This window comes from Lutibaculum baratangense AMV1, assembly GCF_000496075.1.
GTDB lineage: Bacteria > Pseudomonadota > Alphaproteobacteria > Rhizobiales > Tepidamorphaceae > Lutibaculum > Lutibaculum baratangense.
In genome coordinates, this window is record NZ_AWXZ01000007.1 from 21666 (window position 1) to 44329 (window position 22664).

Genomic DNA, 22664 nt, shown 5'->3' on the forward strand with positions numbered 1-22664 from the left:
GCGCCGCCGGGCCGAAACGGCAAGAGACCGGGTGCCAAAACCGCCTTCGACTCGCTGGCCTCATCCGCCGCGGGTCTGACGTCCCGGGCGGGGGCTCGACGCGTAAAGGCTCAGGAGAAGCTCGGCGCGAGGGAGCCCGACGGCTCCTCGCCGGCCCTGCGGCCGCTTCCGGTCGCGCTCGGGCTCGGCTGTTCCGCCTCGACCGCGAGCTCGCCGCGCAGGCGGGCCCAGTCGTGAGGCCGCGCGTGACGCGCGACGGAGGCGGCCTCGATCGCGAAGGAGAGACTGTCCTGCTCGGCGCTGTCGGGCAGCCGGCGAAGGAGAAACTTGGCGATCATGGTCCAGCCCTCAGGTTCCGATGTTGCAGTCAACTACGGGACCAGAGGGTTGTCGGATCACCCGCTGCCGCAGTGCACCTCACGATTGTGCTCTGCAGCATAGGGCATGGGCGGCGCGTATTTGAACCCGCCTTCTGCGAAGCTCAGCCCTGCGTCGGCAGCAGGAAATCCATGTCGCAGCCGCCGTCGGCCTGCATCACGTGCTCGGCGTAGAGCTTGTCGTAGCCCCGCCGCTCCACCTTCTCCTCGACGGCGAGGGCGGCGCGCCTCCGCTCCAGCTCGGCCTCGTCGACCAGCAGGTCGATGGAGCGGTTCTTCACGGACAGGCGGATACGGTCGCCGTTGCGCACGAGCGCGAGCGGTCCTCCGATGCAGGCTTCCGGCGACACATGGAGGACGATCATGCCGAACGCCGTCCCGCTCATGCGCGCGTCGGAGATACGCACCATGTCCTTCACGCCTTGACGCGCGATCTTTCTCGGGATCGGCAGGTAGCCCGCTTCCGGCATGCCGGACTGGCTGCGCGGCCCGGCGTTCTGCAGGACCATGAAGTCGTCGGGGCCGATGTCGAGGTCGGGATCGTCCACCCGCGCCGCCAGGTCCTCGAGCGAGGAGAACACGACCGCCCTGCCCTCCTTCTCGAACAGGGTGTGGTCCGCGGCCGAGCGCTTGAGGATCGCCCCGCGCGGCGCGAGAGACCCGAAGAGCGCGACGAGCCCGCCCTGCGGCTCGTAGGGCTCCGACGCCGACGCGATCACCTTGCGGTCGACATAGGGCAGCGGCTCCTCCAGGCGCTCGCCGAGCGTCTGTCCGGTCACGGTCATGCAGTCGAGATTGAGGAGCGGCTTCAGCTCCCGCAGAACGGCGCCCATGCCGCCGGCCGCGAAGAAGTCCTCCATGTAGTTCGCGCCGACGGGCTTCAGGTTCACGAGCACCGGGGTCGTCTCGGAGAGCTCGTTGAGCCAGGTCAGCGGCACGTCGATCCCGAGCCGACCCGCGACCGCCGTCAGGTGGATGATGGCGTTCGTCGAGCCGCCGAGCGCGAGGAGCACCCGCAGCGCGTTCTCGACGCTCTCGCGCGTGATGATCTCCTTCGGCGTGATCGGCCGGCGGATGAGATCGACCGCCGCGATGCCCGTCGCCTCGGCGGCGCGCAGGCGGTCGGCGTGGACGGCGGGGATGGCGGCGGTTCCCGGCAGCGACATGCCGAGCGTCTCGGCGATGCAGGCCATGGTCGAGGCCGTGCCCATCACCGCGCAGGTGCCGGCGGTCGTCGCGAGCCGGCCCTCCACGCGGTCGATCTCCTCCCCGTCGATCTCCTCGGCGCGGTACTTCGCCCAGAACCTGCGGCAATCGGTGCAGGCGCCGAGGCGCTCCTCGCCGTGCCGCGAGGTCATCATGGGTCCCGCCACGATCTGGATCGCCGGACGGTTGGCCGAGGCCGCCCCCATGAGTTGTGCCGGCACGGTCTTGTCGCAGCCCCCCATCAGCACGACGGAATCCATCGGCTGGGCGCGGATCATCTCCTCCGTGTCCATCGCCATCAGGTTCCGGAACTTCAGGCTCGTGGGGCTGAGGAACACCTCGCCGAGCGAGATCGTCGGGAACTCGAGCGGCAGCCCGCCGGCAACGAGCACGCCGCGCTTCACCGCCTCCAGCATCTCCGGGAAGTGCCGGTGGCAGTTGTTGAATCCCGAGGGCGTGTAGGCGATGCCGACGACCGGCCGGTCCAGCATCTCGTTCGAATAGCCCATCGACTTCGCGAAGGACTTGCGGAGATAGAGGGCGAAGTCGCGGTCGCCGTAGTTCGTCAGGCCGAGCGCGATGCCCTGGCCCTTGTTGTCGGTCTCGTCGCTCATGGGGAGTCGTGGCGCTTTCTTGTTGGTCGTCTCGTCACGGGCGGAGCCTCGATGCTTGCGCGGCGTGTCCCGGCGGAGGCCGGGACGAGCGGAAGCCGCGGAAGCGTGCGCCAGATCCGCCAGGCCTGCAGGATCCTCAGATCTTCATCTTCACATATTTCGGCTCGAGATAGTCGTGGATGCCGAGCGAGCCGCCCTCGCGGCCCATCCCGCTCTCCTTGATGCCGCCGAACGGCGCCTCCGCCGTCGCGAGCAGCATCTCGTTCACGCCCACCATGCCCACCTCGAGGTCCTCGGAGGCGCGGGTGGCGAGGTTGAGGCTGCCCGTGAAGACATAGCCGGCGAGCCCGAACGGCAGCGAGTTCGCCCGCCGCATCACCTCGTCATAGTCGGAGAAGGTGGTGATCGGGGCGACGGGGCCGAACGGCTCCTCGATCATGATGCGCGCGTCGTCGGGCACGCGGCCGAGCACGGTCGGCTCGAAGAAGTAGCCGCGGTTGCGATCGCTCGGCGGCTTTCCGCCGGCGAGAAGTTCGGCACCCCGCGACACGGCGTCCTCGACGAGCGTCTTCGCCGTCTCGAGGCCCCGCGGATTGGCGAGCGGGCCCATCTGCACGCCGTCCTCCAGGCCGCCGCCGACCTTCAGGCCGCGCGCCACTTCGGCGAAGCGGCCGGCGAAGGCGTCGTAGCTCCTCTCGTGCACGTAGAAGCGGGAGGGCGAGATGCAGACCTGGCCGCAATTGCGGAACTTCGTCGCCGCACACGTCTCGGCCGCCTTCACCGCGTCCGCGTCGTCGAAGACGATGACGGGCCCGTGGCCGCCGAGCTCCATCGACACCTTCTTCACGCCGTCGGCCGCGAGATGCAGGATCTCCTTCCCCACGGGCACGGATCCGGTCACCGACACCTTCCGCACGACGTCCGACGAGATGAGGTGCCGGGCTATCATGCTCGACTGGCCGGTGACGAAATTCACCGCGCCGGCAGGTATTCCCGCGTCGTGGCAGGCCCGCACGAGCTCGGCGCAGGAGCCCGGCGCCTCGCCGGCGGGCTTGATGATGATCGAGCAGCCGGCCGCGAGCGCCGCGGCGATCTTGCGGGCCGGCAGGAGCGCGGGGAAGTTCCACGCCGAGAACGCCGCGACGACGCCGACCGGCTGGTAGATCACCTGCAGGCGCGTGTCGGGCGTTCGCCCTGGAATGGTCTGGCCGTAGACCCGCCGCGCCTCCTCGCCGAGCCATTCGAACTGGTCGGCCGCCGCGCCCGTCTCGCCCTTCGCCTCGGCGAGCGGCTTGCCGGTCTCGGTCGACATGATCTCCGCGATCGTGTCCACGCGCTCGCGGATGAGGCCTGCGACCTGGCGAAGCTTCGCGCCGCGCTCCCAGGTCGAGACGGACTTCCAGGCGCGAAAGCCCTCCTCCGCCGCCTGGAGTGCCCGGTCTAGGTCCTGCGGCGTCGCGTCCTGGATGCGCCCGACGACCTCCTCGGTCGCGGGATCCAGGACATCGCGCGTGCCGCCCGAAGAGGCCTTGCCCCAGACGCCGCCGATATAGAGGTCGAGATCGCGATACATGAAGATACTCCTCGTGGCGTCAGATGGTCTGGTGCAGGTACTTCTGCTGGACGTCCTCGACCCAGTTGCCGACGTTCCAGGAGCCGTAGGCCCCCATGCCGCCGAGCGGGTCGTCGCCGCAATAGACGGGCACGTGGATCACCGCGAGGCCGTCATGGTCCCGTGCGGCCTGGAGCGCGGCACGCAGCTCCTCCGCGGAGGTGCCGCCCCAGAGGGCCTTCACCCCGGAAACCGAGCCCGCCATCGCGACATAGTCGACGGCGACGCCGTCATTCGTCTTGTACTCGTGCTGATACTGCGCCTTCTGCAGCCCGGTGATCGCCGCCATCCGGCGGTTGTCGAAGATCACGATCGTGCCCTTCACGCCGTGCTCCACACCGTCGATCAGGATCTGCGGGTTCATCATGAACGAGCCGTCGCCCGTGAACGCGATTCCGTATTCGGGCTTTTCCGCCAGCACGTTGCCGAGAAGAGCCGAGACGGCGAAGCCCATGTAGGAGGCGCCGGTCTCCGTGTAGGTCTGGCCCGTCCGGTCGTCCTCGACGACCTGGAAGCCGTTCGCCTGCACGTCGCCCGCGTCGAAATACTTCACCGCGTTCGTCTCGTTCGCGTACTTCGCGACGACGTGGAGGGCCGCCGGCTGGGTCAGCACGGGCCGGTTCCACACGGGATCGTGCACGGCCGGCGCTTCGAAACGCTCGGTCTTGAACTGCGCCCAGATCGCCTTCTGGCGTCCGCACGCATCGAGCCACTCGCGCTTGTCGTCGAGGCTGAGTCCGCCCGTGGCCTCGAGCCGGGTGAGCAGTGCGTCGATAACGGCGCCGATGTCGCCTGTGAGTGGCACCGTGTGGTTGTAGTGGGTCGCGTCGGCGAGATCGCCGTTGATGTTGATGACGGCTTCGGCCGAGGGATAGCCGATGCCGGAGCAGTCCGCCTGGCAGACGCCGCGCGTGCCGATCGCGACCAGTAGGTCGGCGTTCTCCATCGCGTGGTTGCCGCTGATCGAGCCCTTGGAGCCGCCGACATGCATGTTCTGCGGATGGTGGTCGGGCAGCACGCCCGTCGAGCCGGGCGAGAGAACCACGGCAGCCCCGATCGCCTCGGCGAGGCGGCGCAGCGCCGCGTCGTGGCCTCGCGTGCCGCCGCCGGCCTTGATGACGATGCGCCGGTGCCGGCGCAGGAGATCGCAGGCCTGGTCGAGCGCCTGCGTGTCCGCCGGCGCCATCGTCGGCAGCTGCGGCTTGCGCGGCATGGCCGCGAGGTTGAGCGTGACGAGCTCAGGCTGCGTGTTGAGCGGCAGGAGCAGGTAGAACGGCCCCGCCTTGTACGGGTGGTTCACCTTCAGCGCGCCGCGCCTCATCGCGTCGCGCAGCGCTGACGGCGTGTGCAGCACGTAGCTCTCGCCCATCGTCGCGGTGAGGCGGCCGAATAGGCCCTGCTCCTCCTTGGGGATCTGCTGCATGTTGTAGCCCTCCCCGCCCGTCGTCTCGTCGCCGTAGATATGGTAGACGCCGACGCCGTTCGACGCGGCGGCGAGCGAGCCGGCCATGGCCTGCAGGGCCCCCGGCCCGATCGAGGTCACGACGGCCGGCACCTCGCCGTACTGCCAGGCGAAGGCGGTGGCGGCGTGCGCCATCTCGACCTCGTTGCGGCAGTTGACCGTCCGCGTCACGCCCTCCTCGCCGTAGACCCGCAACACCTCTCCGAGGTCGGTCGAGCCGTGGCCGAAGATCGCGAGATATTTCGTGACGCCCTGCAGCGCGAGCGCCAGCACGAGTGCCTCCGAGAGCGTCGTCTCGATCACCGCCGGCACGGTCCCGGCGACGATCGCGGCGTCCACGCCGCCGGCCTCGGCGATTGCGCCCGCCCTCGTGCGCATGGTGGCGGAAAGTCCCGTTTCCCGGCGTCTATCCAGCATCGATGGAAGCCTTTGCGTTTGGCGCCGCGCGCCGGGCGCGCGTCTGGCCGATGAAATGGAAGGCGATGATCAGGATCGTCAGAGCGAAGAAGATCAGCGCCGCTGTGGACTGGAAGAAGATCGCGTAGCTGCCGTCCGAGAGGATCAGCGCCGTGCGGAACTCCCGTTCCAGCGTCGGCCCGAGCACGAGGCCCAGGATGATCGGCGTCACCGGGATCCGCGCCCTCATCAGGAGGTAGCCGAGCAGCCCGATCGTCATCATGACGTAGACGTCGAAGAAGGAGTTGCGGATCGCGAATGTGCCGATCACGCAGAGCACGCCGATCACGACGGACAGTATGTGCGGCGGCACGCGCAGGACGCGGACGAACAGCTTGATGCCGAAATACTGGAAGGCGAGGATCGCCACATACGCCACCACGATCGACAGGTAGATCGTGTAGACCTCCGTCTTGTGCTCCATGAACAGGAGCGGTCCGGGCGTCAGGCCGTGGATCAGCAGACCCCCGAGGATGATCGCCGTCGCGGGATCCCCGGGAATGCCGAGAGAAAGGAGCGGGATCATCGAGCCGCCGGTCACGGAGTTGTTGGCGGTCTCGGGCGCGATCACGCCCGCCAGCTCGCCCTTGCCGAACTTCTCCTTGTTCTTGGAGAACCGCCGCGCCTGGTCGTAGGCGAGGAAGGCGGCGATAGGACCGCCGGTGCCGGGAATCGCCCCGATGCCGGTGCCCAGCGCGGCCGAGCGGACGATCACCCCGAAGTTACGGCGCAGCTCGCTCCATTTCGGCATCTCGCTGCGGACGTCGCCGGCCTCGAGCCGGATCTCGCGCCCGCGCCGCCAGTCGATCAGCGTCTGCATGATCTGCGGCACCGCGAAGAGCCCGACCATCGCCACCAGGAGGTCGACGCCCTGGAGAAAGGCGGTCGAGCCGAAGGTCATGCGCTGCACGCCGTCGATCGCGTCGAGACCGACCGTCATCACGAGCAGGCCGATCACGCCGGCGATCAGGCCCCGCAGCAGCGACTTCTCGGCCAGGCCGCAGATCGTCGAGAGGCCGAAGAGGACGAGCGCGAAGAGCTCCGCCGGGCCGAACTTGATCGCGATGCCCGACACGAAGTCGACCGAGACGATCATGACCGCAAGGCTGAAGAGCCCACCGAAAGTCGAGACGAGAACCGCGGTCCCGAGGGCGAGGCCGGCGCGCCCGGTGCGGGCGAGCGGGTAGCCGTCGAGGACGGTGGCGGCGGCCGATGGCGTGCCTGGAATGCCGATGAGGATCGCGGCGACCGAGCCGCCGGTCATGCCGCCGATATAGGTCCCGAGCAGCATCCCGACCGCCGCGACCGTCGGCAGCTGGAAGGTCATCGGGAGCACGACCGCGAGGGCCAGGGAGTAGGTCAGCCCGGGAACGGAGCCGAAGATCAGACCGATCAGGGAGCCGACGAGTATCGCCAGCAGAACCGATGGATCCGCGACGAGTGGCAGCGCCGAGAGCAACGCGTCCATGAATCCACCTAGAACCAGATGTCGATCCAGCGGCCGTGCGGTAGGTAGACGCCGAGGATCTTGTTGAACGTGACGAAGACGACGAGGGCGGTTCCGAACGACATGAGGGCGACGAAGAGCCAGTTCCTCTTGCCCAGGATCAGCACGAGCCCCGCGGCGACGATGATGACGGTCGCGACGAGAAACCCCGCCGCCCAGAGAAGCACGGTGTAGCCGCCGAGGAAGCCGAGCGTCGAAAGAACCGCCCAGAGCTCGACGCCGAGCGGCGGCCCGTCCGCCTTCAGCTCCTGGACAGCCTCGTCCTTGGGGCTGAGGAAGCTCGAGACGATCAGCAGGGCAGAGAACGCCGCCAGAAGCAGCCCGAGCCCCAGGGGAAATCCTCGCGGCCCCAGCCGTCCCTCGGCCCCCAGTACCGGGATCGTGGCGACCACGCCCCAGCACCAGAGCGCCGCAAGGACGAACAAGATGCTCCCGGCGAGGCGGTCCCTGCCCTGCTGTGTCATGTCGGCGCTCTTAGTTGCCAGACTTCAGAAGTTCGGCGATCACCTCGTCGTCCTTCGCGATCAGCTCTCCGAACTCCTGTGCGTCCATGAAGGAGATCTCGAAGCCGAGCTTGCCCGAGGCGTCCTTGAGCTGGTCCGACTCGGCAGCCTTGCGAGCGGCCTCCTGGAGCTTCTCGACGACCTCCTGAGGGGTTCCCTCCGGGGCGGCAAGGCCCCGCCACATCGTGATGTCGAGATCTCCCGCGCCGGCCTCCGCGCAGGTCGGAACGTCGTCGATCACCTCGACCCGCTCCGACCCCGTCACGCAGAGCATCTTCAGGTCGCCGCTCTGGACGTGCGGGATGAACTGCCCGGGCCACTGGATGGCGGCGTCGACGCGGCCGGCCAGGAGCTCGACGGGGGCCTTGCCGTCGCCGTAGGGCACGTAGACGACCTTGTCCTCGATCCCCAGCTCCTGGAAGAGCGCCTTCGCCGTGAGATCCGTGAACGAGCCCTGGCCGGACGCCCCCATCTTCAGCTTCGTCTCGCCGGACTTCACCGCCTCGACCATGTCGGACAGGCTCTCCCAGCCGCTGTCGGCGCGGACCGCCAGGGCGGGAACCTCCACCGTCACGCGGGCGATCGGTTCGAAGGCCTCGTAGTTGAACGGCAGGTTGCCCTGGTGGTAGCCGGACGAGATCGAGTTCGAGTTCCAGACGATGTTGTAGCCGTCGGGCCTCGTCGAGTGGACGTGCGAATAGCCGATGGCGCCGCCGCCGCCCGTCCGGCTGACCGGAACGACGGGCTGCCCGAGTTCCTTCGACATCAGGTCGGCGAGGAGCTGGCCGATCGTCTGGGCCGTTCCGCCGAACAGGATCGTCATCTCCACCGGCTTGGTGGGAAAGTCCTCCTGCGCCTTCGCCGTGGGAACGGCGATCAGCGCAGCCGCCGCCACGGAAGCCGCGAGCCAGGACGTCGCCACTCCGAAAGACCTCATCTTCATTGTCTCCTCCCAGTTCTTCAGACCGCCCGCCTGTTTGTTTCCGCGGGTCGGTCGAGTTCGGCTCCGGTGTCGGCCGCCGGCAGCCAGACATTCGGCGCCGGCGGTCAGGCCAGCGCCCATGCGTCGCGGATCACCCTCTTGGTGTTCGCGATGATGACCTCGGACTTCTCCCCCGCGAGGACGGGGCGGACCTCCGCGCTCACGATCGGCCGTTCGCCCTGATCGAAGAAGCCGTTGTCGCGAAGGACGCGGAAGTAGTCGATCACCTCCGGCAGATCGATCTCGCCACCCGGCACGCCGAACCGCGGCTGGATGTCGCCGTAGGCCGGGTGGTGCCTGTCGCGGAAGACGCAGTTGCCGAGGTGGGCGGAGCGGAGGTGCTTGCCGATGAGCGGGATCGCCTCCTCCGCCTTCTCGTCGAGCAGCGGGAAATGGCTCAGATCCGCCAGCAGGCCGAAATTCTCGTAGCTCGGCGCCAGCATCTCGGCGACGTCGAGCGCGTCCTGGAAATGGCCGATCAGGTTCTTCTTGTCGATGTCGCGGTCGAAGATCTTGAGCGTGAAGTTCATGCGGCCGAGCTCGGCCCCGAAATCCATGATCTGCGACAGCGAATCGGCGAGCAGCTTCTTCGCTTCCTCGCGCTTCTCGTCGCCCGGATCCTTGCCGGCGATCAGGCGAACGACCTCGGCCCCGAGCTGAAACGCCTCCTCGACCGCGGCCTGCACGCCGTCGATCGCCGACTTGCGCTCCTTCTGGTCGAGCGAGTTGAGGTTCAGCTTCGTCGTCAGCACCTTGGGCTGGGTGGCGTAGGCGACGGCGAGATGGCTGTGGCGAAGCAGCTCCGCCGCCGTGTTCCGGACGCGGAAGTCCTTCATCCAGCCGATCTCGACGGCCGTCCAGAAATCGTCCTCGCAGATCCTCTCCAGCGTCTCGACGATCGGGCCCACCCCCTGCTCGATCCCCGGGAACGCCTTGAAATGGACGAGGCCGAGACGCATCCGTCCATACATGTTCTCGTTCACGCTACCCTCCCGTTTGGGCCCGCCGTCTTCATGCGCCGTGGCCTCTTTCAGACGACTATTCCGCCGCTTCCCTGACGCCGTCCCGCGCGCGCTTCTCGGCGAGTGCGGCGAGGATCTTCTCCGGCGTCGCGGGGAGCGACCGGATGCGCACGCCCGTCGCGTCGTGGATGGCGTTGAGAATGGCCGGCGCCGTGGGCACGAGGGCCGGCTCTCCGATGCCCTTCGCCCCGAGAGGGCTGCGGGGATCGTGATCCTCGACGAGAATCGACGTGATTTCCGGAATGTCGAGCGACGTCGGCAGGATGTACTTCGCGAAGCCGTGCGTCGTCGTGTGGCCGTTCTCGAGCCTGTAATCCTCCATCAGCGCCTGGCCGAGACCCTGGACGATGCCGCCCTCGATCTGCCCCTCGACGCCGCGCGGATTGATGACGCGCCCGATGTCGTGCGCGGCCCACATGCCGAGCACCTGCACCTCGCCCGTCACCGTGTCGACCTCGACCTCCGCGACCTGGCACCCGAAGACGTAGGCCTGCCAGGGGCTGCCGGAGCCGTCGACCGGGTCGAGACCGGTGCCGTGCGCCGTGAACGAGCCGGAGCCGACCGGCACGACGCCCCGCTTCTTGCAGATGTCGACGGCCTCCTCCATCGACATCCGGAGGTTCGAGCCCTCCGCCCAGATCTCGCCGTCGAAGGCGCGGATGTCCTCCGGCTTCACGTTCCAGTGGTCGGCGATCTCCCTGTCGAGCTTCGTGCGCGCGTCACGCGAGGCGAGCGCGACCGAGTTGCCGATCATGTAGGTCTGGCGCGTCGCGCCGGCATGCGCGGCCTCCGGCGCCCGCGCGGTGTCGTTGTCGCCGATCGTCACCTGCTCCGGCTTGATGCCGAGCTCCTCCGCCGCGATCTGCGCGAGCACGGTGAGGATGCCCTCGCCGATTTCCGTCACGCCGGTGACGACCTTGGCCGTGCCGCCGTCGTCGATCTCGACCCAGGCGCCTGCCCGGTCGATGGTCGCGGTGCGGGCGATGCCGTACCAGGACGCCGCGACGCCGCGGCCTCTGACGATCCGTTCCATCACGCGACCTCCTCTTCGACGCGGTGGTCGGCCTGCTCGGCGAGCCGGGCGCCGAGCGTGCAGGCCTTGCGGGTGCCGGGCCCGCCGAGGTCGCTGCGCGTCGCGCCGCGGCCGTTCGGGACGCCCCGCTCCCAGTTCGAAGCCTTCTCGGCCGCCTCCATCACCCGCGTCGCGCTCACCGAGTCGAGCTTCTGCTGCGTGTGGGTCACCGCTCCGTCGCGCATCGCGTTCAGGTAGCGGATCTCGAAGGGGTCGAGGCCGAGCCGTTCCGCGGCCAGATCCATGTGGCTTTCCATGGCGAACTGGACCTGCATGCCGCCGAAGGTGCGGAAGGCGCCGGAGGGCGTGTTGTTCGTGTAGATGCCCCGTGTGTCGACCTTGACGTTGGCGATGTCGTAGGGCCCGCAGGAGAGGATCGCCGCCTTGCGCATGACGCCCTCGGTGGACAGCCCGTAGGCGCCGCCGTCGGCGACCGCCTCCATCTCCGCCGCCGTGATGCGCCCGTCCTTCTTGAAGCCGACCTTGAGCCGCGTCGTGAAGGGGTGCCGCTTCGCGGTCGTGGCGATCGACTCCTCGCGGGTGAAGACGAGCCGCACCGGCCGCATCGTCTTCATCGCCGCGAGCGCCAGCATGCCCTGGTAGATCATGTCTTCCTTGCCGCCGAAGCCGCCGCCGACCGCGCTCATGATGAAGCGCACCTTGTTGATCGGCTTGGCGATGATCTTCGACAGCATGTGCCGGTGGTGCGTGATGTTCTGGCTCGGCGACAGGACGGTCACGACGCCGTCGTGATCGACATAGGCGAGCCCCGCCTCCGGCTCGAGATAGGCATGCTCGACGGCCTGCGTCGAATAGGTTTCCTCGATGATGACGTCGGCCTCGGCGAAGCCGTTCTCGACGTCGCCCTTGCGGATCGGGATGTGCTTCGTGAGGTTGCCGTCGGCATAGTCGTGGATCTTCGGCGCCCCGGGCTTCATCGCCTCGAAGGGATCGAAGACCGCCGGCAGTTCCTCGTACTCGACCCTGATGAGGCCGAGCGCCTTCCGCGCCGTCGCGAGATCCTCCGCGGCGACCGCGGCGACGGCCTCGCCGACATAGCGCACCTTGTCGCGCGCCATGATCGGCTGGTCGTGGACGAACACGCCGAACCCGTCTTCGCCCGGCACGTCCTCGTGCGTCACCACGCACTCGACGCCCTCGAGGGCCTCGGCCTCGCTCGTGTCGATCGAGAGGATCTTCGCGTGGGCATGGGGCGAGCGCAGCACCTGCATGTGTAGCATGCCGGGCATCGTCATGTCGCCGGCATAGCGCAGGCTGCCGGACACCTTGCTCGGCGCGTCGAGTCGCCGGACATTCGCGCCGATATACTTCTCGGCCTTCTCGTCGACGTCGATAGCGGTCGCGGGCAGCCGGCCGTTCATCACGTCGCGGGCGAGCTCGACCGCCTCGAAGATCTTCTGGTAGCCGGTGCAGCGGCAGATATTACCGCCGAGCCGCTCCTTGATCTCCTCGCGATCGGCGAAGGGGTTCTCGCGCAGCGCAGACGTCGCGGCCATCACCATGCCGGGGATGCAGTAGCCGCACTGGCTCGCACCGGTCTTGTGGAAGGCGCGCTGCAGCGGCGTCAGCTCGCCCTTGTTCGCGAGCCCCTCGACGGTCTCGATCGTCGCGCCGTCGGCCTTCATCGCCGGCATCAGGCAGGACTTCACGAGCTTGCCGTCGACGAAGACGGAGCACGTGCCGCATTCGCCGGCGCCGCAGCCTTCCTTCGCGCCCGTGAGGTTGAGCTCGTCGCGCAGGAAGTCGAGGAGCCGGGCGCCGGGCTTCGCGATCTTCTTCTGCTTGCGACCGTTGACGGTCAGTTCCAGGACCTGCTCAGGCATGGATCGCCTCCTTCAGGCTGGGTGTGTGGGGGATGGCGGGCCGGGCACGCGCCAGCGCGTCCTCGACCGCCCGGATGACGAAGCCGCGAATGACCTCGCGGCGGTATTCCACGCGGGAGCGCGAGGCGACGCGCCGCGCCGCGTGGTCGGCCGCCTTCTCGACGGCCGCCTCGGAGATCTCGGCTCCGACGAGTTCGTCCTCGATGTCGTCGAAACGGAACGCGACCGGCCCGACACCGCCGGCGGCGAGCCGCACGTCGGCGAAGCTGCGGCCGTCCTCGCTCGTCTTCACGAGCCCGGCGACGCAGACCGACGAGATGACGAGCGAGCGCCGCGCCCCGACCTTCTCGAACGAGCCTCCGTAGCCCTCCGCCGTCTCGCACTCGATGGCGGCGACGAGCTCGCCGGGCATGAGCTGCGTCCGGCCCGGCCCCGTGATGAACTCCGCGAGCTTCATCCGCCGGAACGCCACCTCGTCCCCCTCGAGGCGGGCAAGCTCCACCTCGGCATTCAGGGTCAGGAGCGCGGGCGTCCCGTCGGCAACTGGCGAGGCGTTGACGATGTTGCCCGCCAGCGTCGCCTGCTCGCGGATCTGGTCGTCGGCGAACCAGATCGCGCAATAGGGCATGCACGGCAGCGCGGCCCGCAGGCTCACGTCGTCGAGGAACGGCTGGTACGGCACGGCGGCGCCGATGCGGCAGCGGCCGTTCTCGATCCGCGTGCCCTGGAACTCCGCGACCTTGGTCACGTCGATCAGCGCGGGCACATGGACGTCGCCTGCCCGGCCCTCGCGCGCCCAAGGGAGCGTGTCGGTGCCGCCGGCGATGACGCGGCTGCCTGCCGGCGCCTGCGCCACCGCCTGCAGGGCCTCCTTCAGGCTCTTCGGCTTCAGATAGTCGTCGCAGCTCAGCATGGGGCGTTTCCTGTCGGTTCTCCGCGGCGCGCTGCCGGTCTTCCGCCGGCTCTTGAAGGCGCGCTAGCGCTACGGACGGCCCCGCGAGGCCGTCCAGATATCGCTGCCGGCGGCGTTTCTCGGCCGCCGCCGGCCAGATCCTGCTACTCCGCGGCTTCCGCGCGCTGCGACACCGCGTGATCGTTCTTCACCACCACCTTGATCGCGTCCTCGATGCGCTCGCGGGCGTATTTCAGCGCCGTCTCGAGGTCGCCCATCGGGAAGGTGTGGGTGTGGATGAGCGTCGCGTCGAAGCGCTTCTGCTCCATGAAGGCCGCCGCGCGGTGGGTCGCGCTCTTGCCCTCGCCGCGGATGCCGTAGACGTAGATGTTGTTGCGGACGAGATAGGCGACGTCGACCGGCACCGCCTCGTGCGGGAAGGCGGCGAGACAGATGCGGCCACCGCGATTGACCATCTGCGCCGCCTCGTTGACGGCGTTCGACGCGCCGGAGCACTCGACGACGTAGTCGACGCCCTTGCCGCCCATGATCTCGCGGACGCGCTCGACGGCGTTCTCGTTGCGCACGTTGATCGTGTGGTCGGCGCCGAGCTTCTTGCCCATCTCGAGCCGGTTGTCGCGCGTGCCGGTCAGGATCACCGGCTGGGCGCCCAGCGCCTTGGCCACCGCGACGCCGAGCAGGCCGATCGGGCCGGGTCCGGTGACGACGACGCTCTCGCCGGCGACGAGACCGCCGAGCTCCGTGAGGCCATACATCGCCGTGCCGGCGGTGACGACGAGCGTCGCCTCCTCGTCAGACATGTCGTCCGGCACGTGAACGAGCGTGTTGATGTTGTTCACCGCGTATTCGGCGAAGCCGCCGTCGGTGGTGAATCCGTTCGCGCGGTGGCCCTTGTTCCTGTCGCCGTAGTTCAGGCCGTAGTTGTGGCACGAGGTGTACATGCCCTGGCGGCAGCGCTTGCACTGGCCGCAGCCGGCGTGAATCTCGACCGTGACGCGGTCGCCGATCGTGTACTCGTCGACGCCCTCTCCGAGCGCCACGACGGTGCCCATGTACTCATGGCCGGGCGTGAAGTTCTTGTTGAACGGCGCGCCGCCCTGGATCATCGCCGGGGGGCCGTTGTGGATGATCTCGAGGTCGGTCGCGCAGATCGCCACGGCGTCGATGCGGACGAGCACTTCCGCGCGCTTCGGCGACGGGACCGGCTTCTCTGTGAGCGTCAGTTGGTCGGGATCGCCCAGCACCCAGGCCTTCATCGTCTCGGGGATCGGGAAATCCGGGCTCGTCTTCACGCTTGCGTCGAGTGCCATGTCAAAGTCCTCCCTGAAGGGTCTTGTTCGTCTGGTGTTTTGGGATCAGGCGGCGCTCGCGGCGCCGCCTCCGCCATTCCGGGCCGTCGTGTCGCCCAGGCGGTTGGAAATGGAAGCCGCGCAGCGCCGCACCGCCTTCGTCACGGCGTCGAGATGCGCCCTGTCGGCTCGCATCGCCGGCATGGAGCAGCTCACCGCGCCGACCACTGCGCCGGAGTGGTCGCGGAGCGCGGCACCAACGCAGGTCACGCCGAGCGTGAACTCCTCCTCGTCGGTCGAATAGCCGCTGCGGCGGACCACGCGCAGCGCCTCCACGAGGCCCGCCAGCGTCGTGATCGTCCTGTCCGTGAAGCGGCTCAGCCCCTTCTCCGCGATCACGCGCATCATCTCGTTCTCGGGCAGCCAGGCCAGGATCGCCTTGCCTGTGGCCGTCGCGTGGGCGGCGTTCGACTTGCCGAAACTGTCGGTGCCGACGCGGACGGCCTGGCGGGATTCCAGCTTCGCGAGCGTCGTCAGGTCCGTCCCTCGCAGGACCTCGAGATGCACCGTCTCCTGCGTCTCGCGGTTCAGATGGCGCAGGTCGGGCATCGCCATCGGCACGAGGTCGATCTGGCGGCTTCGCATGCTCGAGATCTCGAACACCTTGTTGCCGAGGAAGTAGCTCCTGTCGCGAAGGTGCTGGCCCGCATAGCCCCGCGCCATCAGGGTCATCAGCAGGTGGTGACACGTCGAGAGGTTGATGCCGGTGCGCTGCGCGATCTCGCGGAGCTGCAGCTCGCCATCCGAGGCCGACAGCGCCTCGAGGATGTCGAGCGCCCGCTCGACGGACTGCACCGTCCGGCGCTCACGCACGGAGGTGGTCTCGATAGCGGCCGGACCGATGCTCAGGGTCTCTTGGGTGTCGTCGCGTTTCATGCCCTCACGATGCGGCCAGGCTTCCGCGGGGACAAGCCGGAATTTCACGCATGGGGATAGCATTTCGCATGGTGAAATGACCGATTAAGATGGATCTCCCTCAGGGTCGTTTCGGTGCGCGGAAAAGCAGGGGAAAAGGCTCGGAACCGCGACCGTTTCCGATCACGGAACCGAGAGAACCTGTTCGAACCCGGTGGAGCACGCTGATTTCACACCGTCAGCGCTAGCGGCGGAGGTCGGCCAGCTCGATCTGGCTCACGGCGACGATGACGGGGGCGAAACTCCGCATCCCCGCCGAGCCTTCACCCTTCGGCGGCGCCGGCCGCGCCGGTCCTCTGGCGGTCACAGGCAGTTGGTCGTCAGAACACGTCGCTCTTCACGAAGCGCGGCTCCTCGCCCGCGACGAAGGAGAACGTGCAGCCGTGTTCCTCCGCGAACGCCTCGGCGGAAGGCCCGAGGTCCAGGCCGTTGTCGCCGAACATGGCGGCGAGAACCTCCAGCCTGATGCTGCAGGCCGCGCCCGGATCGAGATGGTGGAGCATCGCCGACAATTCCTGCCTCGTCATCGATCCCTCCCGCGTGCCCGGCATTGGCGACCGTGGCACATCCGTCGGCCACGCTAGCTCGGCGCGTGAGACCGGCCATTGACGGCGATCAAGCCGTCGCGCCCGATCCGTCTCGCCTCGACCGCCGGACCGGCCCGGCCGGGAAGGCCGGTGAAGCCGAGAAACTAACCGCCGCCGGTCGGCCGATACGCCGCCGGATCGAGCCGGACCGGTCGCCTCGGCAGCGCCAGCGCCGCCACGCGCGGGGGCGTCCGCGCGATCGCCCTGCCCGAACGGATCACGGCGAGCCGCGTCGCCTTCATCCGGATCGCCTCGATCGGATCGCCTGCCTGGAGGAGCACCATGTCGGCCCGGTTCCCGACCTCGATGCCGTAGCCGTCGAGGTGCATGACCCTGGCGCCGGCTGTGGTCACGCGCTCGAAGCACCAGCGCATGTCGTCGCGCGAGGTCAGTTGCGCCACGTGCAGCCCCATCGCCGCGACCTCCAGCATGTCGGCGTTGCCGAGCGAGTACCATGGGTCCATCACACAGTCGTGGCCGAAGGCGACGTCGATGCCGTGGTCGCGCATCTCCTTCACGCGCGTCATGCCGCGCCGCTTCGGGAATGTGTCGTGGCGCCCCTGGATCACGATGTTGATCAGCGGGTTGGCGATCGCCGTCACGCCCGCCTCCGCCATCAGCGGCAGGAGCTTCGAGACGTAGTAGTTGTCCATCGAGTGCATGGACGTCAGGTGAGAGCCGGCGACCCGCCCCTGCAGGCCGAGCCGCTGCGTCTCGTAGGCCAGCGTCTCGATGTGACGCGACATGGGATCGTCCGTCTCGTCGCAGTGCATGTCGACGAGGAGGCCCCGCTCGGCGGCGATCTCGCAGAGCTCCGCCACGCTCCGGGCACCGTCCGCCATCGTCCGCTCGAAATGCGGAATGCCCCCGACCACGTCGACGCCCCTGTCGAGCGCGCGGCGCAGGTTCTCCGCCGCCATGGGCGAGCGGTAATAGCCGTCCTGCGGGAACGCCACGAGCTGCAGGTCGAGATAGGGTTTCACCGTCTCCCTCACCTCGATCAGCGCGTCGACCGCCAGCAGCCGGTCGTCGCAGATGTCGACATGGCTGCGGATCGCGAGAAGCCCCTGGGCGACCGCGAGGTCGCAGTAGCGCAGCGCCCGCTCGACGACCTCCTCGTGGGTCAGGAGCGGCTTCAACTCGCCCCATAGCGCGATGCCCTCGAGCAGCGTTCCCGAGACGTTCATCCGCGGCGTCCCGAGCGACAGGGTCGCATCCAGGTGGAAGTGCGGATCGACGAAGGGCGGCGACACGAGGTGCCCCCCGGCGTTGACCTCCTCGACGGCCTCGGCCTCGAGCCCAGGCGTCAGCGCCACGATCCGGCCGCCCTCGCAGCCGATGTCGACGCCGGTCCGCCCGTCCGGCAGCGAGGCGTTTCGGACGATGAGATCGAGTGTCATCTCGGGACCTTCATTCTCTGGAGTTCGTGCAGCGCCCAAGCGTGACGCCTCACCGCTGCCCCTGGAACCATGGTTGCAGCAGCGCCCGCGGATAGTCGGCCCTCCGCGCGACGAGCACGAGCGCCAGGATCGACAGGACATAGGGGAGCATCAGGAAGATCTGGCTCGGCAGCGCGCTGCCGATCACCGTCTGCAGCCGCACCTGGAAGGCGTCGAACGCGCCGAACAGGATGGCGCCGAGCAGGGCCTTTCCGGGGCGCCAGGAGGCGAAGACGGTCAGCGCGATGCAGATCCAGCCGCGCCCGTTGACCATGCCGAAGAAGAAGGCGTCGAACGCCGACATCGTCAGGAAGGCGCCGCCGATTCCCATCAGCGCCGAGCCCGCCACCACCGCCCCGATGCGGAGCGAGGTGACCGACATACCCTGTGCGTCGACCGAGGCGGGATTGTCGCCGACGGCCCGGAGCGCGAGCCCGAGCGGCGTGCGGTAGAGGAGCCAGGCGACCACGAGCACCATGGCGAAGGCGAGCCAGGTGAGCGGGGTCTGGCTGAACAGGACCGGACCAAGGAAAGGAATGTCCGAGAGCACGGGCACGTCCACCGGCTGGAACGGCACGATCCGCGGCGGCGAGGAGACGTTGGGCAGCGCCGTCCGGTAGACGAAATAGGACAGGCTCGTCGCGAGCATCGTCACCCCGATGCCGGAGACGTGCTGAGAGAGGCCGAGCGGCACCGTCAGCCCGGCGTGGATCAGGCCGAACGCCCCGCCTACGATCGCGGCGATCGCCACGCCCGCCCACAGCGGCAGGCCCAGATAGACCGCGAGCCATCCGGCCATCGCGCCGGCGACGAAGATGCCTTCGATCCCGAGGTTCAGCACCCCTGCACGCTCGCAGACCAGCGCCCCGAGCACGCCGAAGATCAGCGGTGTCGCGATGCGGATCGCCGCCGCCCAGAAATTGGCCGAGATGAGGATCTCGAGGATTTCCATCAGGCCCGCTCCCTGCCGGCGGTCGCATGGTGACGCGTGACCCGGCGGATCCGGTACCGCGTGACGAAGCCGCCCACGAGCACGCACAGGAGCGACAGTGCCACCACGAGGTCGGCGAGGTAGCTCGACACGCCGATGGCGCGGCTCATGGAGTCGGCGCCCACGAAGACCGCGGCGACGAAGACGGCCGCCAGGACGGCCCCCAGCGGCGACAGGGCCGCCAGCATCGCCACCACGATCCCCGCATAGCCGAAGCCCGGCGAAAGGTCGGCCGTCAGGTACCCCTTGAGCCCTGCGACCTCTCCCACGCCGGCCAATCCCGCGAGCCCCCCGGAGATGAGCGCGACGCGGACGAGGGTGCCGGAGACGGGAATGCCCGCATAGCGCGCGGCGGAGGCGTTCTCGCCGACGGCCCGCATCTCGTAGCCCCACACGGTGTGGCGGAACAGGACGTGCACGACCGCCGCCGCGACGAGCCCGACGAGGAGACCGGAATGCAGCCGCATCCGTTCCACGAGGGGCGGCAGGACCGCCTCGTCCACGACCGGTGCGGACTGCGGCCAGCCCATGCTCATCGGGTCCTGCAGCGGCCCCTCGAGCATCATCTGGACGAACAGGATCACGACGAAGTTCAGGAGCAGGGTCGTGACGACCTCGTCGGCGCCGAACTTCAGCTTCAGGAGCGCCGGTCCCAGCATCAGGAGCGCGCCGGCCGCGAAGCCCGCGATCAGGACGAGAGGCACCATCACCCCCGCCGGCGCCATGATCGCGCCGGAGCCGACGGCGACGGCCGCGAGCGCCCCGGCGTAGAGCTGGCCTTCGAGCCCGATGTTCCAGAGCTTCGCCCGGAAGGCCACGACCGCCGCGAGACCCGTCAGGATGAGCGGCGTCGCCCGCGTCAGCGTCTCCGTCAGCGCGAAGACCGAGCCGAAGGCACCGGAGAACATCAGCGCGTAGGCCCGCAGCACCGGCGCGCCGGCAAAGGCTAGCGGAATGGCGGCGAGGACGAGCGCCGCCGCCGCGGCTCCGATCGGTGCGGCGACCCGCAGCAGCCGGTTGCGCTCCGGGCGGGGCTCGAACCGGATCATGCCGCCTCCTCGCGGCCATGGCCCGCCATCATCAGGCCGAGCGTCGTCCGGCCGACCCTCTCCGTCTCGATCGCTTCGGAGAGCCGGCCGCCATGCATGACGGCGACGCGGTCCGACAGGCTCAGGAGCTCGTCGAGATCCTCCGAGATGAGGAGGACGCCAGCCCCTCTCGCCCGCGCCTCGAGCAGCCGGCGGTGCACCTCGCTCTGCGCGCCGACGTCGAGGCCGCGCGTCGGCTGGTTCGCGAGAACGAGGCGCGGCGCGCGGTCGAGCACGCGGGCCAGTATCAGCTTCTGCATGTTGCCGCCGGAGAGCTGCCGCGCCGGCGCGTCGGGGCCTTGGCAGCGCACGTCGTAGCCGCGGATCGCCGCCTCGGCGCGAGAACGGATGGCCTTCTTCCGGAGGAAACCCCAGCGGCTATAGTCCTTTGCGCGGATTTCCTCGACCACCACGTTCTCCGCCACCGTCATCCCGCCGATGATCCCGTCATGATGCCGGTCCTCCGGAATGCGGGCGACGCCGGCTGCCGCGAAGCGGCGCGGGTCGTGGTGCGAGACCTCGCTTCCGAAGAGCCGGAGCACGCCCCCGCGAGGACGCGCGAGGCCGGCGACGAGCGCCGAGAGCCGGGACTGGCCGTTCCCGGAGACGCCGGCGATGCCGATGATCTCGCCGGCGGCGACCGCGAGGCTCACCTCCGTCAGCGCGCCGCGGTCTGAGGGCTCGCCCGACGAGACGTCCCGAAGCTCGAGAAGGACCCCGCCCCTGCGGCCGGGCTCTCTCCGCGTCGTCGGCACGTGCCGCCCGACCATCATCTCGGCGATGAGGCGACGGTCCGCGACGCTGCGCGCCGTCTCGCCCACCTTGCGGCCGCCGCGCAGGACGACGATCCGGTCGGCGATGGCAAGGACCTCAGAGAGCTTGTGGGCGATGAAGATGACCGATAGCCCTCCCGAGGTCAGGCGACGCAGCGTCTCGAACAGGCGCTCGACCTCCTGCGGGGTCAGCACGGCGGTCGGCTCGTCCATCACGAGGATGCGGGCGTCGCGGTAGAGTGCCTTCAGGATCTCGATGCGCTGCTTCTCGCCGACGCTGAGGCGCGAGACCTGCCGGTCGAGAGCGACGTCCAGGCCGGCCTCCCTCATCAGGGCCTCGAGCTTCCGCCTGGCGCCGCGGCGCGAGACGCTGAGGTCGAGAAGCCCCTGGGTGCCGAGGATGATGTTCTCGAAGCCGCTCAGGTTCTCGGCCAGCGTGAAGTGCTGGTGCACCATGCCGATGCCGGCGGCGAGCGCCGCGCGCGGGGATCCGGCATCGAGTTCCTGAAGATCGCCGCCCTCCCCGGCCACGAGGACATCCCCCTCGTCGGCCACGTAATGGCCGAACAGGATGTTCATCAGCGTCGTCTTGCCTGCGCCGTTCTCGCCCAGGAGCGCCACCACCTCGCCGCGGCGCACGTCGAGATCGACGGCCTCGTTCGCCACGAGGCTGCCGAAGCGCTTCGTGATGCCGCGCAGGGAGAGGACGGCCTCCCCTGCGGCAGGCTCGGCGGCAGTACCGTGCGTCATGAAGGAAGGCTCGCCCTCTTGGTCCCGCGCCCGCGCGGCGGGCGCGGGCGATTCGGTCACATCGTCGACTTCGGCTCGGTGTCGTCGACCTCCACCTCGAAGGCGCCGCTCAGGATCTCCTCCTGCTTCGCCTTGGCGGCCTCCACCGCGCCTTCGGGTGCCAGTTCCTCGTCGGCCACGAGCGACCCGCCGCCATGGCTCATGTAGCTGTACTGGCCATAGTCTTCGGCCGCGAAGGTATCGTTCTTCACGGCCTCGATCGCCTTGTCGATCGTCGGCTCCATGTGCCAGATCGCGCTGGCGAGAATCGTGCCGGGATAGTCGCCCGACGTGTCGATGACGTTGCCGATCGCCTTGATGCCGCGCTCCCGGGCCGCATCCGCCACGCCGAAGCGCTCGGCGTAGAGAATGTCGGCGCCGCGATCGACCATCGCGAAGGCGGCTTCCTTCGCCTTCGGCGGGTCGTACCAGGAGTTGATGAAGCTCACGAGGAACCTCACCTCCGGGTTCACCTCCGTGGCGCCCGCCATGAAGGCGTGCATCAGGCGGTTCACCTCCGGGATCGCGAAGCCGCCGACCATGCCGATCACGTTCGACTCGGTCGCCTCCCCGGCGATCATGCCGGTGAGGTAGGCCGGCTCGTGGATGTAGTTGTCGAAAACCGCGAGATTGGGCTCCTGCGCCGGAAAGGACGAGCCCATCAGGAACGCCGTGTCCGGATACTCGGCTGCGACCTTGCGCGCCGCGCGCTCGACCGAGAAGGCCTCGCCGACCACGAGATCCATCCCCTGCTCGGCATACTCGCGCATCACGCGCTCGTAGTCCGTGTTCGAGACGTTTTCGGAATAGACGTACTCGATGTCGCCCCGCTCCTGCGCCGCGTTCAGCGCCTTGTGGATGCGGCTCACCCACTGCTGCTCGACCGGCACCGTGTAGATTCCGGCGACCCTGATCTTGCCGTCCTGCGCTGCCGCCGGCGGGATGAGAAACGTCAGCGCGAGCATAGCCATCCCGGCGAGCGCCAGGGCGAATCGTCTGGTGGACATCATTGTCCTCTCTTCTCTCGTCTGTTCAGCGGGTCGGTCCTGGCCGACCCGGCTCCCGGCTCATCAAGATACATGCCAAAGAAAGGCGGAGGCGCCGAATCCTCATTCGCCGGAACTCCAAGATTCCGGTGGAGAGCGCGGCCCGGGGGCGGGCGC

Annotated in this window: 19 protein-coding genes; all 19 read right to left on the minus strand. The window is 68.8% G+C overall.

Going from position 1 to position 22664, the window contains the following annotated elements; translation table 11 throughout:
* Window positions 1–110 precede the first annotated feature (110 nt).
* Entirely contained in the window at window positions 111–338 is a 228-nt protein-coding gene (locus N177_RS00810) for a hypothetical protein (protein WP_023430313.1), read from the minus strand.
* Between the two features lie 143 nt (window positions 339–481).
* Window positions 482–2197, minus strand: a complete 1716-nt coding sequence (locus N177_RS00815; RefSeq protein WP_023430314.1) for an IlvD/Edd family dehydratase — start codon at window positions 2195–2197, stop codon at window positions 482–484.
* Between the two features lie 136 nt (window positions 2198–2333).
* Window positions 2334–3770 carry an NAD-dependent succinate-semialdehyde dehydrogenase gene (locus tag N177_RS00820; protein ID WP_023430315.1) on the minus strand — a complete coding sequence of 479 codons (1437 nt, stop codon included), beginning with the start codon at window positions 3768–3770 and terminating at the stop codon, window positions 2334–2336.
* Between the two features lie 19 nt (window positions 3771–3789).
* Window positions 3790–5688 (minus strand): thiamine pyrophosphate-binding protein, encoded by a 1899-nt coding sequence (locus N177_RS00825; RefSeq protein WP_051402190.1) that lies wholly within the window; start codon window positions 5686–5688, stop codon window positions 3790–3792.
* Window positions 5678–7195: a tripartite tricarboxylate transporter permease gene (locus N177_RS00830; protein ID WP_023430317.1), complete on the minus strand. Its 1518-nt coding sequence runs from the start codon at window positions 7193–7195 to the stop codon at window positions 5678–5680. Before N177_RS00830 ends, N177_RS00825 begins: the two co-directional genes overlap by 11 nt.
* Window positions 7196–7203: 8 nt before the next feature.
* Window positions 7204–7698, minus strand: a complete 495-nt coding sequence (locus tag N177_RS00835; RefSeq protein WP_040484909.1) for a tripartite tricarboxylate transporter TctB family protein — start codon at window positions 7696–7698, stop codon at window positions 7204–7206.
* Window positions 7699–7708: 10 nt separating this feature from the next.
* Window positions 7709–8674, minus strand: a complete 966-nt coding sequence (locus tag N177_RS00840) for a Bug family tripartite tricarboxylate transporter substrate binding protein (RefSeq protein ID WP_051402204.1) — start codon at window positions 8672–8674, stop codon at window positions 7709–7711.
* Between the two features lie 110 nt (window positions 8675–8784).
* Window positions 8785–9702, minus strand: a complete 918-nt coding sequence (locus N177_RS00845) for a sugar phosphate isomerase/epimerase family protein (protein ID WP_023430320.1) — start codon at window positions 9700–9702, stop codon at window positions 8785–8787.
* 55 nt (window positions 9703–9757) lie between these two features.
* Entirely contained in the window at window positions 9758–10774 is a 1017-nt protein-coding gene (locus tag N177_RS22205) for a xanthine dehydrogenase family protein molybdopterin-binding subunit (protein WP_023430321.1), read from the minus strand.
* Window positions 10774–12657 carry a molybdopterin-dependent oxidoreductase gene (locus N177_RS22210; protein WP_023430322.1) on the minus strand — a complete coding sequence of 628 codons (1884 nt, stop codon included), beginning with the start codon at window positions 12655–12657 and terminating at the stop codon, window positions 10774–10776. The genes N177_RS22205 and N177_RS22210 overlap by 1 nt, the downstream gene beginning before the upstream one ends.
* Window positions 12650–13570, minus strand: a complete 921-nt coding sequence (locus tag N177_RS00860) for an FAD binding domain-containing protein (RefSeq protein ID WP_023430323.1) — start codon at window positions 13568–13570, stop codon at window positions 12650–12652. Before N177_RS00860 ends, N177_RS22210 begins: the two co-directional genes overlap by 8 nt.
* A gap of 143 nt (window positions 13571–13713) precedes the next feature.
* Window positions 13714–14880, minus strand: a complete 1167-nt coding sequence (locus tag N177_RS00865) for a zinc-dependent alcohol dehydrogenase (protein WP_023430324.1) — start codon at window positions 14878–14880, stop codon at window positions 13714–13716.
* A 45-nt stretch (window positions 14881–14925) separates the two neighbouring features.
* Window positions 14926–15732, minus strand: a complete 807-nt coding sequence (locus N177_RS00870; RefSeq protein WP_023430325.1) for an IclR family transcriptional regulator — start codon at window positions 15730–15732, stop codon at window positions 14926–14928.
* Window positions 15733–16154: 422 nt separating this feature from the next.
* Window positions 16155–16361 carry a hypothetical protein gene (locus N177_RS00875; RefSeq protein ID WP_023430327.1) on the minus strand — a complete coding sequence of 69 codons (207 nt, stop codon included), beginning with the start codon at window positions 16359–16361 and terminating at the stop codon, window positions 16155–16157.
* 164 nt (window positions 16362–16525) lie between these two features.
* The gene (locus N177_RS00880) at window positions 16526–17821 is read right to left on the minus strand and encodes an amidohydrolase family protein (protein WP_023430328.1); all 1296 of its coding nucleotides are present in this window, start codon (window positions 17819–17821) and stop codon (window positions 16526–16528) included.
* Between the two features lie 49 nt (window positions 17822–17870).
* Entirely contained in the window at window positions 17871–18812 is a 942-nt protein-coding gene (locus N177_RS00885) for an ABC transporter permease (protein WP_023430329.1), read from the minus strand.
* Window positions 18812–19900, minus strand: a complete 1089-nt coding sequence (locus N177_RS00890; protein WP_023430330.1) for an ABC transporter permease — start codon at window positions 19898–19900, stop codon at window positions 18812–18814. The genes N177_RS00885 and N177_RS00890 overlap by 1 nt, the downstream gene beginning before the upstream one ends.
* Window positions 19897–21462 carry an ABC transporter ATP-binding protein gene (locus N177_RS00895; RefSeq protein ID WP_023430331.1) on the minus strand — a complete coding sequence of 522 codons (1566 nt, stop codon included), beginning with the start codon at window positions 21460–21462 and terminating at the stop codon, window positions 19897–19899. Before N177_RS00895 ends, N177_RS00890 begins: the two co-directional genes overlap by 4 nt.
* Before the next feature lie 56 nt (window positions 21463–21518).
* Window positions 21519–22508, minus strand: a complete 990-nt coding sequence (locus tag N177_RS00900; protein ID WP_023430332.1) for a BMP family protein — start codon at window positions 22506–22508, stop codon at window positions 21519–21521.
* Window positions 22509–22664: the final 156 nt, after the last annotated feature.